This is a genomic window from Pseudalkalibacillus berkeleyi, assembly GCF_021608225.1.
Classification (GTDB): Bacteria; Bacillota; Bacilli; order Bacillales; family Fictibacillaceae; genus Pseudalkalibacillus; species Pseudalkalibacillus berkeleyi.
Genome location: NZ_JAKIJS010000001.1, coordinates 2679231 through 2694312, shown reverse-complemented (window position 1 = coordinate 2694312; position 15082 = coordinate 2679231). Strand labels below are relative to the sequence as shown.

Annotated in this window: 14 protein-coding genes; 8 read left to right on the top strand and 6 right to left on the bottom strand. The window is 38.6% G+C overall.

Annotated elements, in window-relative coordinates; translation table 11 throughout:
* The first annotated feature begins 217 nt into the window (after positions 1 to 217).
* A complete protein-coding gene (locus L2716_RS14055; RefSeq protein ID WP_236337116.1) occupies positions 218 to 1666 on the top strand; it encodes a phospholipase D family protein in 1449 nt (482 codons plus the stop codon).
* 157 nt (positions 1667 to 1823) lie between these two features.
* Positions 1824 to 1952 (top strand): hypothetical protein, encoded by a 129-nt coding sequence (locus L2716_RS18345; RefSeq protein ID WP_268963994.1) that lies wholly within the window; start codon positions 1824 to 1826, stop codon positions 1950 to 1952.
* 76 nt (positions 1953 to 2028) lie between these two features.
* On the opposite strand, the gene L2716_RS14050 is transcribed toward L2716_RS18345, so the two are convergent.
* The 3 genes from L2716_RS14050 to L2716_RS14040 form a co-directional block, all read right to left on the bottom strand.
* A complete protein-coding gene (locus L2716_RS14050) occupies positions 2029 to 2910 on the bottom strand; it encodes a diacylglycerol/lipid kinase family protein (RefSeq protein ID WP_236337114.1) in 882 nt (293 codons plus the stop codon).
* Between the two features lie 595 nt (positions 2911 to 3505).
* Positions 3506 to 3748, bottom strand: coding sequence for a hypothetical protein (locus L2716_RS14045; protein ID WP_236337104.1), 243 nt, complete (start codon positions 3746 to 3748; stop codon positions 3506 to 3508).
* A 174-nt stretch (positions 3749 to 3922) separates the two neighbouring features.
* The gene (locus L2716_RS14040) at positions 3923 to 4873 is read right to left on the bottom strand and encodes an LCP family glycopolymer transferase (protein ID WP_236337102.1); all 951 of its coding nucleotides are present in this window, start codon (positions 4871 to 4873) and stop codon (positions 3923 to 3925) included.
* A 141-nt stretch (positions 4874 to 5014) separates the two neighbouring features.
* Here L2716_RS14040 and L2716_RS14035 point away from each other — a divergent pair, with 141 nt between their 5' ends.
* The 4 genes from L2716_RS14035 to L2716_RS14020 all read left to right on the top strand — a co-directional run bounded on the left by L2716_RS14035 (position 5015) and on the right by L2716_RS14020 (position 7834).
* Positions 5015 to 5440 (top strand): RDD family protein, encoded by a 426-nt coding sequence (locus L2716_RS14035; RefSeq protein WP_236337100.1) that lies wholly within the window; start codon positions 5015 to 5017, stop codon positions 5438 to 5440.
* A 46-nt stretch (positions 5441 to 5486) separates the two neighbouring features.
* Positions 5487 to 5777 carry a YhdT family protein gene (locus tag L2716_RS14030; RefSeq protein WP_268963993.1) on the top strand — a complete coding sequence of 97 codons (291 nt, stop codon included), beginning with the start codon at positions 5487 to 5489 and terminating at the stop codon, positions 5775 to 5777.
* A complete protein-coding gene (gene panF, locus L2716_RS14025; protein WP_236337099.1) occupies positions 5774 to 7240 on the top strand; it encodes a sodium/pantothenate symporter in 1467 nt (488 codons plus the stop codon). The genes L2716_RS14030 and panF overlap by 4 nt, the downstream gene beginning before the upstream one ends.
* Before the next feature lie 174 nt (positions 7241 to 7414).
* The gene (locus L2716_RS14020) at positions 7415 to 7834 is read left to right on the top strand and encodes a hypothetical protein (RefSeq protein ID WP_236337096.1); all 420 of its coding nucleotides are present in this window, start codon (positions 7415 to 7417) and stop codon (positions 7832 to 7834) included.
* A 182-nt stretch (positions 7835 to 8016) separates the two neighbouring features.
* Here the strand turns inward: L2716_RS14020 and L2716_RS14015 are convergent, their stop codons facing one another.
* Positions 8017 to 8370, bottom strand: a complete 354-nt coding sequence (locus tag L2716_RS14015) for a hypothetical protein (RefSeq protein WP_236337094.1) — start codon at positions 8368 to 8370, stop codon at positions 8017 to 8019.
* Positions 8371 to 8643: 273 nt separating this feature from the next.
* On the opposite strand from L2716_RS14015, the gene L2716_RS14010 reads away from it, so the two are divergent.
* Both L2716_RS14010 and L2716_RS14005 read left to right on the top strand, forming a co-directional pair.
* Complete coding sequence (locus L2716_RS14010; RefSeq protein WP_236337093.1) at positions 8644 to 9075, top strand: DUF3888 domain-containing protein; 432 nt, start codon at positions 8644 to 8646, stop codon at positions 9073 to 9075.
* A gap of 706 nt (positions 9076 to 9781) precedes the next feature.
* Positions 9782 to 13246 carry a hypothetical protein gene (locus tag L2716_RS14005; protein WP_236337091.1) on the top strand — a complete coding sequence of 1155 codons (3465 nt, stop codon included), beginning with the start codon at positions 9782 to 9784 and terminating at the stop codon, positions 13244 to 13246.
* Between the two features lie 258 nt (positions 13247 to 13504).
* On the opposite strand, the gene L2716_RS14000 is transcribed toward L2716_RS14005, so the two are convergent.
* Complete coding sequence (locus L2716_RS14000) at positions 13505 to 14227, bottom strand: hypothetical protein (protein WP_236337089.1); 723 nt, start codon at positions 14225 to 14227, stop codon at positions 13505 to 13507.
* A 113-nt stretch (positions 14228 to 14340) separates the two neighbouring features.
* Positions 14341 to 15075 carry a hypothetical protein gene (locus L2716_RS13995; protein WP_236337087.1) on the bottom strand — a complete coding sequence of 245 codons (735 nt, stop codon included), beginning with the start codon at positions 15073 to 15075 and terminating at the stop codon, positions 14341 to 14343.
* Between the last annotated feature and the right edge of the window lie 7 nt (positions 15076 to 15082).

Genomic DNA, 15082 nt, shown 5'->3' with positions numbered 1-15082 from the left:
ACAGGCGGCTTTCCTTCTTATGTCAATGATTATCGGGTGTCAATCAAACGCTTGATTGACGAAATGAAAATCTTGTCGAACCGATTCTGGATACTTTTTCATAAGTCTCAAGGTCCGTCGTTTTTTATAAGGTGTCAGACCCTTCGTTTTAGGGAATGAATAGGATTATGGTCGTGTGTTTTTGATCCTAGATATAGAAGAAGCGGGGGAAAAGTCATTGGGAAAGATAAAAGTAACGAAGAAAACGATAAAGTGGGGGCTAATATGGGCGCTCATTCTCATTTACATAACAACAATGGTTTACCAAACATATAAGCCCATTCCAGAGGGTATTTCTTACGAAAGTGATATCTATCAGGTTGATGACGTGAAGTTTCACTATGATCTTACCTATAAAAAGGGCGATCAAATCAATCATGAGCTGAATATTTTCAATCGCATTAATGAAATGATTTCTGAAGCGGATGAGTTTATCGTCATCGATATGTTCATGTTTAATGGATATCATGACAAAAAGAAAGAGTTCCCACCGATCAGTGAGAACTTGGCGGAAGCGATTATCAAAAAGAAGCAACAAGATTCAGATATTGACGTGGTTTTCATATCAGACGAAATCAACACAGGCTATAATTCGTACGAGTCTAAGCTATTATCTAAGCTGGAGGATCACGGCGTCGAAGTCGTCTACACGAACTTGAATCGATTACGCGATCCAACGCCCCTTTACTCAGGCGTATGGCGGATGTTTTTCCAGTGGTTCGGTCAGGAGGGGGATGGGTGGATCAGGAATCCATTTGCTAATACAGCCCCTGAATTAACCGCGAGGTCTTACCTTAAGCTTTTAAATGTTAAGGCGAATCATCGTAAAATTGTTGCAACAGACAAGTCAGCACTTGTGTCATCCGCAAATCCGCATGATGCATCTGGCTACCACAACAACGTCGCTTTTGAAGTGAAAGGTCCAATCACTCAAGAAATCATCAATGGTGAACAAGCAGCAGTAAGCATGTCTGAAAAAGGTGTGGAACTTCCAGCGTACACGCCGAAAGAAGACGCAAATAAAGAAGAAGGTAAATATAAACTTCAATACTTTACTGAAGGAAAAGCACACAAACACATCGTTGAGGCAATCGAACAAACAAAACCTGGTCAAGAAATCCATCTTGGCATGTTCTACATTGCTGACCGATCAGTAATAGAACCATTAATCAAAGCAACTGACCGTGGAGTCGATGTAAAAATCATATTGGATCCCAATCAAGTAGCATTCGGTAACAAGAAAACCGGTCTCCCGAACATTCCAGTCGCGATGGAAATGGTGGAGGATTCTGGTGGGAAAGTCGATATCCGTTGGTACAACACAACGATGGAGCAATATCACACGAAAATGCTTTATGTGAAAGGGAATCAAGAATCCACAATCATTGCAGGATCTGCTAATTACACAAAAAGAAATCTAGAAGCGTTCAACCTTGAGGCAGACATACAAATACAAGGATCAAATGACACAGAAGTCATGAAACAGGTGGATGCATATTTTGAAAGACTCTGGAACAACGACGGAGGTAAATATACCGTAGACTTTGAAACCCACAATGATAAACTGACCTATCTTCAACGCGGTATATATGCCGTCCAGAAGTTCTTGCGTCTAACCACATACTAAGAAAAAGCTGACTCAAAGGGCTATACCTTTAGTCAGCTTTTTTCGTTGGTGAGATTGGTAAGATGCGAACTAGAGTAGGGACTATGTTACTAAATTGATCGAATAAACAGCTGAAATGATCGGATTAGGAGCTCAAATGGGCGGATAATCAGCTGAAATGAGCAGATTAACAGCTCAAATGATCAGATTAAGAGCTCAAATGATCGGATTAGGAGCTCAAATGAGCAGATTAACAGCTGAAATGATCGAATTAAACAGCTCATATGAAATGATTGTTAGCAGGTAGGATGAAATAGATGGCAATAGTTATAGAAAAAGAAAAAAAGTGACCGAAAAAACTCTATTTCGGTCACTTCTTTTCATTATGGTACATATATATCCAGGTGTCTTGGCAGAATTTCAATGTTTAACGGCAGTGTATCCCCTTCATCACCATCGATGTTGGAGTGCAATTTTTCTGATGAAGAGATTTCTAGTTTTGAAGTACTGATGTATTCAACGTTTTCATCATCAACGTGCTTTCCACCTAATAACTCAGTGACGATTTTAATGAACTTAGGGAGAGCGACATCATGCACGACGAGACATTTCAATTTACCATCATCAACTTCTGCATCAGGCGCGACTTTTTCAAATCCACCAACTGAGTTCGTAAGGGCGGCCAACACAAGCAACGCCTCGCCTTCCCATTCACCTTGATCATGCTTCAGCTGAATATTGTACGACTTTTTAGAGCTTAAAGTCTTGAGCCCTTCAAGCATATAAGCGAGCGGTCCAAGCATCGTTTTTTGCTTAGGAGAAACTTCATAAGTCGCCTCAGCAATTGCACCGACAGCAGCGATGTTCATAAAATATTGATCATTCACTTTTCCGATGTCGACAGGACGTGTGTCCCCTTGCTCTATCAAACTAAGAGCCTCCTCAAAGTCTAAAGGAATGTTGAGTGCACGAGCAAAGTCATTCACTGTGCCTGTCGGGATGATCCCGAAGCGTGGACAATGCTCCTGGTTCGCGAGCCCATTAACCGTTTCATTTAACGTGCCATCTCCACCCATAGATACGACAAGGTCATAGGCATCCTCACAAGAGGTTCGAGCAAACTTCGTCGCATCAAGCTGCTTCTTCGTCATTTTAACAATCACATCATAGCCTTTATTCCGTAACACTTCTTCCACTCTATGCTGATTTTTCTCCGCCTCTTCCTTCCCAGAAGAAGGGTTCACAATAATCATCGCTTTCTTCATACAAACCATCCCCTCAAAAAACCATAAGTCATACACACACAATACCCTGAAAATGTAAATCGTAACCTAAGAGATAAAATGTAGCGAACCAAATTCTAACATTTATGGTATTTTGTTAAGTCAATTATGTATATAATTGTTTAGGAGATAGAAAGGTGATGCATTAATGGGAATAGGGTTTATTTATTATTTGGCTTTTGTGCTAATCATTGCAATATTAAGCTCGATTTTTATGCTTGTTAAACACAAATTAAATTTACTGAAATACATGGTTGTACTTATGATACCTCCTTACGGTTATGCATTCTTTGTGAGTATTGCTTTAAAGAACGATGTAACCCCCTACCTTTTTGCAATTCTATTAACTGTACAATTATTATTGCTACATAAATTTAAGCATATTAAAAAGTTGGTATTGCTTTTGGTTGGTTTAAATATAATCAGCAATATTGTCATGGTTTATTACACATTTTGCGAAGCACTTTGTTAGGAAAAATTAAATTTCAGATATGAAAGCATAAAAAAATCTTCTACACTTGTTAGAAATGGATAAAGAGTAACTTTTTTTGTAATATTAGATTTTAAAAGAGGCTTTTTATACGGATAAATCCCACCCCAAGCCGACAAGTACATAGATCATGTATCCAGAGTTAGTAACTGAATTTAAAAGAATGATTGAGGACCAGTGTTTTATGTACCATTTCTTATAGATCATAATCATTTCTATTAGTCCAAGTAGAATCATTAATTGAAATGGACTTACCTCTGGAAAAAACCTCATGAATTCTAAAGACAGGTAAAATGGTGGCACAAGTATTACCAAAATATATTTCAACATTCCCACATCTCCAAATACTTAGTTTAGCCAGTAAAAAAATAGTTTCACCGCCATGAACTACCTTGGTTTATGAAATACCAGAGGTGTCAATCGCTAAGAATAAAAGTAAAGTGTCCTGTGTTATTTCACAGGACACTTTTATTTCATTAATCAATTATTCATAGTACAGCTGGTTTACGCTGCGTCTTCTTCAGTTGAAGCGTTACTGCTATTAATCTCTAAGTGTTCTTTCAATCTCTCGCTAATGGAATTGCGCTCTTCTTCAGAGACGATGAAGTAGAAGATGCCATTAATGTTTGTTCCTCTTGCATCAACTTCAAAAGTTTTCAAATCTTTTCTTGCATCTTTATAGTTGGCTTGGATATCTTTCATTTCTGAAAAAGTCATATTTGTTTTTACATTATCGCTAATAACATCTAGTATGTTATCAAACTTTGAAATGGAACTTACTCGAGCCCCTTTATCAATCACGCCTTTTATGACTTGACGTTGTCTCTCATTTCGCCCTAAGTCGCCTCGATGGTCTTGTTTTCTCATTCTGACGTATGTAAGAGCTTTTTCACCGTTTTCCAATTGAATTTGTCCTTTAGGATAGCTGAATCCATTGTCGGAAAAAGCAAGTCGGTTATCGACAGTAACGCCACCGACTGCATCGACTATATCTTGGAATGACTCCATGTTCACTTTTATATAGTAGTTGATTGGTATATCAAGAAAGTTTTCTACCGTTTCAACGGCCATTTTTGTACCACCGAATGCATAGGCATGATTGATTTTGTCGTCAATACCTTTACCGATAATTTCAGTTCGACTATCTCTAGGAATGTTAAACATATACATCGATTTCTTTTCTGGATTCACAGTCATTACAATCATTGTGTCTGATCTTCCTTGATCATTCTCTCTTTCATCGACACCCAATAATAAAATTGATATTGGCTGTGGTGCATTTTTATCATCAACTTTTGGTTTTGGTTGTTCTTTTTCCCGTTCCGGATCAATCGGCTCATGAATATCGTTCGCTGTATCCTTCACAGAATCATACAAGTAATAGGCGTACCCTGCAATTCCGACCACAACAATTCCTATCATGATCACAAACGCCCAAATGAATTTTTTTAACATATAAACCCTCTCTTATTCATGAAATTTACATCTAGATATGATTATACATCAACTATGTATCTATCAAAACAAAATCTTACCAATTTTAGATCTCGTATTACAATTAAGTGGTAAAATAAGGGCGGGCAGGAGGTAGAAGATATGATCGGAAATACAGTGTTAAGTAACAGAGTTGTTGCCTTTATAATTGATATGATTTTTATCGGTATAGCCTTTAGTCTATACACCATACTAATTATGCCCTTGTTATTTGGGAGTAACGCCGATTATTTTTCATTCGAATATTCTCTTGTATATAATATTGGACTTATTATTATTGTTGTCAGCAAAGATATTTTTGGTGGTAGAAGTCTAGGGAAAATAATAAAGAAATTAAGGATTGTAGACGTTACTACCAATGAAAAATCTTCTTTGTTTAGAGTCATACTAAGAAATATCACATTTATGTTTATGGGTCCAATAGAACTATTCATTGGTTTTGTTAGAAAAGATCATAGAAGAGTTGGAGATCTTCTAGCAGGAACAAAAGTGATTTCAGAAGAGGAGCGCGTTACTCAATCCATTTAATCTGATAAAATAGGAAAAAATGAAGGATTAGATTTGAGGGATTGCATTGAAGGAAGATCAAAATCAATTTCAGGAAGATCCACGCTTTCGAATTGCCAATCGTGAGGCTTTGATGGGTGTTGGACTAGCTATCGTGAATTTCATATGGTGGTTCGGGTTTGCCTATGGATTAGGGCAAAAACCACCGGAAGAGTATACATACATTTTTGGATTTCCAACTTGGTTTTTCTATAGCTGCATCGTCGGATTTATTCTCTTTTCACTTCTCGTCTTCGTTATGGTAAAGCTCTTTTTTGTGGAGGTTCCATTTGAGGATCAAGAGGAGGAATCAGAATGAATTGGGACGTGATCATACCGTTAATCGGATTCCTTGTACTAGTATTTTTGATCGGAATTTATGCATCAAAGCATATCTCAAAGGCTCCGGATTTCTTGCAAGAATACTTTCTAGGAAGCCGCCAGTTAAATGGTTTTATCTTGGCATTGACGATGGTTGCGACGTTCGGAAGTGCGAGCAGTTTTGTCGGAGGACCAGGTGTCGCTTACAACCTCGGACTCGGTTGGGTGTTGCTTGCCATGTCCCAGCTCGTAACGGGTTATTTTACGCTCGCGGTTCTTGGGAAGAAGTTCGCGATTATCGCTCGTAAAATCAACGCGGTCACCCTGATCGATTTCTTAAAAGAACGTTATCAAAGTAAGTGGGTCGTTCTATTGTCAGCGGCAAGTATCATCATTTTCCTTTTCAGTGCAATGGCAGCTCAATGGATAGGCGGGGGAAGACTGATTGAATCGTTCACAGGACTATCTTATACGACGGCATTGTTTATTTTTGCCATATCCGTCCTCGTCTATGTTGTCATTGGAGGCTTTCGCGCGGTTGCGATTACAGACAGCTTACAAGGCATCGTCATGTTTATTGGAACGTTGTTACTGCTGATCGGAACGATCATTGCGGGTGGCGGGTTAACGAACATCATGACCGAACTCACTCTCGAGAATCCGAACCTCGTCTCACCATACGGAGCAGACCGTTCGCTAACGCCACTTTTCGTATCCTCATTCTGGATCTTGGTTGGTGTAGGGGTAGTAGGGTTACCACAAGTTTCTGTTCGCGCGATGTCGTACCGGGATTCAAAAGCGATGCACAAAGCGATGATCATCGGAACAGTCGTCGTCGGGTTTATTATGCTAGGGATGCATTTAATCGGTGTGTTTGCTCGGGTTGTCATACCGGGCGTTGAGGTAGGCGACAAGGTCATGCCGCTCGTTGCGCTCGAAGTTTTACCAGGCTGGCTCGCAGGAATTGTTCTCGCAGCCCCAATGGCCGCAGTCATGTCGACAGTCGATTCGTTTTTATTACTAGTAAGCTCAGCGGTCATTAAGGACGTCTACGTCAATTATGTAAAACCATCTGCGTCCCAAAGACAGGTGAAAACAATCAGTCTATCGGTAACCGCGCTTTTAGGCGTTTTGGTTTTCTTGATGGCAGTCAACCCACCAGACCTACTGATCTGGCTGAACCTCTTTGCCTTCGGAGGACTTGAAGCGGCATTCATCTGGCCAGTCGTACTCGGCCTATACTGGAAGAAAGGTAACGCATACGGAGCATTCACATCAATGTTTGTCGGGGTAGGCTCGTACATGCTTATCCATTTGAACGAACCAAACCTATTCGGCATGCATACCGTCGTCGTCCCAATCGTCCTATCCTTCATCGGATACATCGTCGCAAGCCTAGCCACACAACACAAACACCCCACCACCCAACAACAAATCACCCAAAGATTCTGGGGTGTGTAAGTGGGTCATGGGGACAGGTCCCTTGACCCACTATTCATTACAACAACCGATATTTGATATACCAAGGGTGCCGATAAGATTGCCAGGCACTCTTTCTAGTTCAATCAAATGTTTGTTTGATGGAATACAATTCATGTCGAATACAATTAAGCTTCATTTGGAGGAAGGGAAAAAATGAAAAAAGTCTATCCGAACATTATGGATTTTGATGATTGGGAGAAGGTTTATAAATCCTGCCTAACTTATGCGAATCACTTCAACATTGTATATCCCATTGGAAAATGTGATGAAGAGAATCCACTGATGACAGGTAAGGATGAATTTTTGAGTTTAAGTGGAACCATTCAGAAACCTTGGGATGGTATGCAAGATAGTGTAGTGATTTCTGGTGGATTAAATTCCACTGCCATATTTTTATTCAACAAATACATTGAACCTTCATTTAATGGAGAAAGCTCGTACTTGTGGCAATGGCAATTATTAAAAGAAGATGTTCCTTGTATAGAAGTTTCTGACTTTAACGTCTGTACAATCACATTAAGCGAGGATTTACTAGCTTTATTTGCTCAAACAAACATTTGTTTGACGAAATGAGAAGATTGTCGTCTATATTCCTATTAAATATTTGTAGTACAAGGATAAGTGTCAGGCACTTTTTGAGATCCTTTATGTACAAGGAATCCTAAAAAGCACCTGACACTTTTTGCTGATATTGAAATGTATGAGGTTGCTAAAATATTAAGAGGAGTTCTATATGAGGTTATGCACTCTGTAGATTACCTTTGTTCAAGTTTAATGAGCTTCTTCAGTTTGTGAATATCATTTTTATGCGCCCAATGTTCATGTAAAAAAAGCTCAAGCTGGTCTTTAATGTGTTCTTGTCCATCCTCTAGCTTGTCCACTTTTGATTCAAGACTATCCAATTTAGTTTCAACTCTGTCCATTCTCGATTGGAGGCTTCCCATCCTAGATTCAAGTTTGTCCATTCTCGATTCAAGACTGTTCATTCTAGATTCGATTCGTTCCGTTCTTGAATCAAGGTTATCCATTCGCATGTCCAATCGATTAAAGCCTTCATTCATCTGGTTTTGTAGCTCATTAATCGCTTGTAAAATCTGGTTTTGTTCCATCATTTTCACCACCTTTCAGGTTAAGTATAACACCTACATTCAGGATTTGTATGGGAGGAAATATTGGATAACAACCACAATCAAAAGACCTCAAATAAACGTTTGTTTAACTAAATGAGAAATTTGTCTCCGTTCAATTCTTTTAGAGGATGTTCTGTTTTCACACTATCGTAGAGGTCAATCAGACGCTTGATTGACTACTTGAAAATTATGTCGGCAATAGCTGTATACATTTCATCCATCTCCTCATAATAACCCAAAGGAGATGATGTGATGAAAAAGTGGTTTGTGATCGTTGTTTCTGTTTTGGCTTTTAGTCTCAACAGCATTTCCGTTAGTGCTGAAGAGCAGCATAAACATGATTCAGTAGGTATGGAACAAGCATTTGATCAATTTATGTTAATGCAATTTCAAAATGAAATTAATCGTGCAGTGAAGGACTATTATCAAAAGGATTTGGTAAGGGTTCAGTATAACTGGTTTGACAATAAGTATGATGTAGTCGAAATCATGCAAAGTGAAAAGGGGAGACAATTAAGTCACTCGTACATCCTCAAATTCACTGTACAATCTTATAGTGAAGATGACCTCCTAGGAACAGACACCATAACATTTGGCGTTGAGTCTGCATTAGCAGATGGTCAAAATTTAGCTGCCGTTAAAGTGGAAAGGTTAGACTTCGAACATAATAAATATTTTAAGTAGAAAGGCATCCCACAATGGATGCTTTTTTTTTGCTCGTTAACAGACTTTTTATCAAGTGATAATCATCCAAAAGCTTGGTAATTGTAAATCGATTTATCGTGCATATATCAGAATTAATGTTCATATTGCTTCTTAGAGCAAAAACTAAAAGGGGTCTGCCTATAATGGTAGGGACGAAATAATGTCCTTTGGAATGAGTTAAACATACGTTTGATTAAATCCAAGAATCCTTATGTATCAGGAGCTGGACCGGTTCAATCAAACGTTTTATTGAACATTTCACAAGAATGTCGACAAGTGCACTCACTTTGATTCATGAGTCACAGGTAAGAGAAAACCGCGATACTGAACACTCAAAGAGGTGCTCTGGGTGCTCGGTAGCAAGGAAAACAGTTTAAGCCTTCAATTAAACGCTTGATTAAGAGTGGAAGAAGAGGTGTCGACTCTGTAACAACGATTAGATAACTTTACCCAAGTTAAATCCCTCAAAGTGGGTCGAGGGACCAGTCCCCCCGACCCAACTGTCCCCCCGACCCACAACACGCCCCCACATTGACATCTCATCTAAATTGGTATAAATTTCTAAGCATACTTGGTCGATGTAATACATAGGGTACTAGTTTCATAAAATGAGTTTTGTAGAGTTGGATGTTTAAATGGGTCAAGGGACCTGTCCCCATGACCCATTATTACAGGGGGTGGTTTGATGGATTATATTTCGTCGGAGAAGAAGAATGTCATTATTAAAGAGGGGTTGAAGGATCTTCAGAGAGAGGGGTATATTTCTTCAGAAGAGTTTGAAAGGGTTTATCAAGCGCAGAGTAAATTCTACATAGATCAGACAGAGCAGAAAACAGCGGAATTGCAAAAGAAACATGAAGAGCTGAGTGAGGGTCGCTCAGAGGCAGAGCTTCAAAAGGATCGTCAAGCAATGATAGAGGATCGTCCTAAGGGCGCACCTATTGCACCACCAAAGCCTAAAAAAGAGAAAAAAGTGTTATCACCACAGGAGGTACGAGAGCGGAACATTACTTGGTCACTGAACCTAGGGGTTATTATGCTGTTAATCGGTGGACTGGTTCTTGCGACGAGTACTTGGGAAACACTTGATAGTTGGATGAAAACTGGGCTTGTTGCATTAGTGTCAATCCTATTTTTTGGATTGGCTTACTTTAGTAGCAATGTACTTAAGATCAACAAAACGACTTTTGCATTTTATGTACTTGGTAGTTTGTTTTTACCGATTGTTATTTTGTCTGCCGGTTATTTTGAATTGTTTGGTGCCTATTTTTCAGTTGCAGGGGAAGGTCGCTATATACTTGGAGCAGCTGGCAGTTTAGCGATACTACCAGTATATTTATCCTTATCTAAAAGGCTATCATCAAGACTATTCGTTTGGTTCTCTTATATAACCTTCAGTTTATTTGCGGGCTTCGCAATTGCCGCTATGTATCTACCAGTTGACGGCTTTTATCTTGGAATTATGCTGTTCAACGCCATGCTAATTATAGGTTATCGTTTTGTAAGAAATAACGAAAAACTTAATTGGATTTCTAAAGAGTTTGTTTCGTATATACAGGCGAACTTGATTTTATCTACTTTACTCATGCTTGTATTTTATAATCAAGAGCTTTTCTATAGCTTTAATTTAATCTTAACTGCGGTACTTTATATGTCTATGATTTATGTGACTAATCGAAAAGAGTACCACTTCGTGTTTAGTGCAATGCTCGTATATGGTGCCTACCAATTGATTGAGCATTCGATTTTAGATGAGTTCGGAAGTATCTTTTATGCATTACTAGGAGTTCTGTTTTTAGTTTTACCGAACTTCCTGAGTGATCAATTCCCATTAAAGAAGGTATTTCGATATACGAGTGCTTTCGTTTCAGGATGTGCATTTATTTATATTAGCTTTGAAGGTATCCTAATAAAATTGAATGAACCTTCATTCGCTTTAATGGTTGCATACATCATCATATCCATGAACTTCATTTACCTTTCAAACGTAACGAAACAAAGGCTATTTATGTACTTAAGCCCGGTCTTCCTTATTAGTTCACTTTATGAAGTGATTTTATTAGGTGAAAAATGGATGGGTTATAACACAATTGAATTACCATTATTTATTGCAGCTTTTCTTCTTTATTGTCTTTTAGGTTGCTATAACAAGCTCAATTTCTTTAAAAACATTGAAGAAAGTACGAGAGATGTCAGTGCATTAGTAATGGGAATATCCATTTTATATGGCATTGTACTAATGAACTGGTGGCAGAGCGGGACGATGTTCTTGTTGTTCAGTATTGCTGCATTACTTGCCGACCAATTTGAAAAAAGAAAAACTTTCAAGGTAAGTGCACCGTGGATTCATGCAATATCCTTCGGCCTTGCGATTGTTATGTTCATTGAGCAAGTAAGCAATTTTTATACGATCAATCAGCCTTTCGAAGCGGTTAACTTCATTGGAAGTGGAATTGCGTTGTTACTTGGCAGTGCTATATGGAAAGTACTGAAGCGTGACGGATATTCTACAAGTGCATTCTTCGTATCGCAGGTGTTCTACGGACTGGGACTTGTCGCTTCATTTTCCTTACAAGTGGATCTATTTCTCCGTGCGATCATTGTACTAGGCGGAGTTGGAATGGCGCTTCTCCTTTATCAGCGAACAAAATGGATCGTCATGCCATACGTCATTAGCGGTCTTTCGCTACTATCGTATTTGACTTTGTTACTTGCTATTCATTCAGAGTGGCGCATAACGTCTGACATACTTAATTCGCTACAATATGTATTTGGCGGTGCGCTCTTATTCATCATTGGTCTCATCATTATGAAGAAAGCCCCTCTATTAACAAGAGGATTCTGGTGGATTGGACATCTTTACTTACCAGTGGCACTACTTGCAAGCTATTTCTTTTATGGTGACCATGCCATTTGGCCGGTTTTACTTACGACGATTATTTACGGAACAAGCTTGTACATGGCAAACGAAGAGTGGAAGATAAAAACGTTTCTTTACGCTTCGCTCACATCCTTTACACTTTTCGTTCATTTGATCATTAACCGCTTAGATATGGCAAGTTATGATCACTATGCTTATTTCATATCGTCTGTTTTAATGATGGCAGCTTGGTATTTAAGCAGAGGGGAATGGCCAAGAAGAATCGCTATTTATCTTGTTCCGTTTTCACTTATAAGTATAGTTGTATATATGGGTGTTTACCCATTTGATTTAGATACGTTTGTATTAACCTTGGTTTCTGCAACAGGTGTCTTGTTCATTATGCATAAAGAAAAGTGGGATCTCTTTTCGATCGTCCCACTCCTAATGGTTTATTCTGCAGTAAGACTATTTGGTCAATCACATCCACTATGGGAGCATTTCGCATTCCTTGCATATAGCGGATTAGCGGTCCTCCTTACAATTGTAGGAATGACCATTTATAAATGGATCTATGATCGAGCCTTTACCGAAAATAAATGGGGACAAATCGATTGGTACACCATTTTCGGTCTCTTCACACTTGTAAGCTTGTATATATACTCCGGAGAAGCACTTTGGACGAAACTGTTACCAGGTCTCCTGATTTCAGTATGGTTATTTTTACAACGTAATCGCATTGTAAATGTCCCGTCTAAGTGGCTCGTATTTATTGCGATAGGATATTTAATACAACCTTACTATGCACTATTAAACAATGGGGAAATTCCAGTGCTCTTCGAACGAGAATTTTTCGTGTTACCATGGGTCGCCTTAGCGATTTACTTGAAAAAAGTAACCGAACACAAGCTGATTGCAAATAGAATACAGTGGGCGGTATTGATTATCGTTTCACTACTGCTCGTTCAGGACGGAATGGCAAGCTCGACAGTTTATGATGCTATCATTGTCGGTACTCTATCACTCGCTTCGATGCTCGGAGGGATGGCCTATAGAATCAAATCCTTCTTCTTTGTTGGAGCTGGAGTGCTATTGCTAAACTTATTCCTACAAACAAGACCGTTTTGGGGCAACATGCCGTGGTGGGTTTACCTATTAATTGGAGGCTCAGTACTAATTGCAGTAGCCAGCTACAACGAGTGGCATAAGCAAAAAACATCAGACGGTAAAGAAACCCTACTCACCAAATTCAACAAAAAAATCATCCAACGAATCAAAAGCTGGGAGTAAAGTGAGTGGGTCGGAGGGACAGGTACCTTGACCCAAAACACCAAACATCCTTATCCATCAACGTTTGAACTGTTCAATCAAACATTTGATTGACGAAATAAAAATCGTGTCGATGCGTCCATTCGAACCATTCAATAAAATAAACTCACAGTGCATTGCATAAAACTAAAAAGCGGGTCGACGGGACTGTCCCCTTGTCCCGAAAAAGCACAAATAAAAGCTATCTGAAACTCCATTCAGATAGCTTTTAGTTTAGACTTAAGGCTGAGGCTTAACTGCTTTCACTTTTTCAAAGGCTTTGATGTCTTCAATCGATTGAAACTTAGGAAATGCATCCTTTGGAATTGTATATGTATAGTAGTAATAAACGTCCGGTGCTTTGACCGTTATGGTTGCGTTTAATTCATTGTGTGGAATATTTTCTTTCTGGATAAACGTAATCATACTCTTTAGCCATTCAAACACCTCTTCACGGTTAATATCATCGCCTTCTTGATTTCCGGATAGCTTCAAATATGGAACGGCTAAACGATCAGACAAGCTAGGGTAAGCAATATGAAAGTCATATGTTTTTCCCATTGTCGCTTTAGGATCGAACTGAGTGATGATCCTAATCGAATCATTGTTACTCAAGGTAGGATATCGCTTTAAAGCTGATATAATCTGATGCTTGTAAAGGCTACCAATAAAATTGTCCATATAAGTGCCATTCTTAGTTTCCTCTACAGAAAAGATATAGGATGATTCATTTACTGGGTACGCAGCAATTGATGTACCTTGTTCAAAATCAACGTCAGCATTCACCTTGAACTGGAGATTATATTTATTTTCCAAATATTCTTCAACTTCATTTTCAATATTAGTTTCCTTATTAACTGCACTACTAAAAATATTAAACAAATTAGAAGTCATATCAATGATTGGGAGTGCGTTAATATAAAGTAGTACACCACCAAGCACGAAGAAAAATACAATAAGCAACTTTTTGAAAATAGGAAACATTCCTCTCTATCACTCATTTACAGCACTGTTTGTCGTCAAACAAACGCTTGTTTGATGAAATGAAAAATTTGTCACAACTCATTACATGAATATTATGATTGACGCTTAACCGACTTCACTTCCTCATATTCTTTCATGTCTTCTACAGTATTGAAGCTTGAGTATGCTTCTCTAGGAATTGTGTATGTATAATAGTGCACGACTTCTCCGGCATCGACCGTTATGGTCGATGTTATTTGATGATTTGGGAGCTTTTCTTCCTGAACCATTTTCATCGATGTTTTTAAGTATGTAAGGACAGCTTCACGGTCGATCTCCTCAAGATTTTGAGAATTACTTATTTTAATTGTTAAGGGAATGGGACTATCAGCAAGGTCTGGATACCCATCACTAAAATCAAACTTCTTACCGACTGTGGCATTGACATCAAAATAAATCATAACTCTAACAGCCTCATCGTTTTTCAATAATGGATAACGTTCTAAAGCTGTGTTGATGTCCTTCTTATAAATTGCATCGAGAAAATAATCGACATACTTACCCTGTTTATTTTCTTTTACAGAGAATTTTAGTTTCATGTTTCTCCAAGGGTAAGCGGTAAAATCGGTTCCGACAAATCCATTTGAGTCAGAGCTAACATGGAAGTTAAGGTCATACTTCTCTTCCAAATGGCGATCCATTTCGTGTGCAACCTTCAAATCACCGATTTTCATAGTGACAGTAAGAAAAAGGTTGAAGAACATGAGTCCCAAATAGGGTAGTGCAAGAATAAAAATAATGATTCCGCCTATGATCCCAAATACAACCAACGGATTTTTCTTTAACATTTTACGG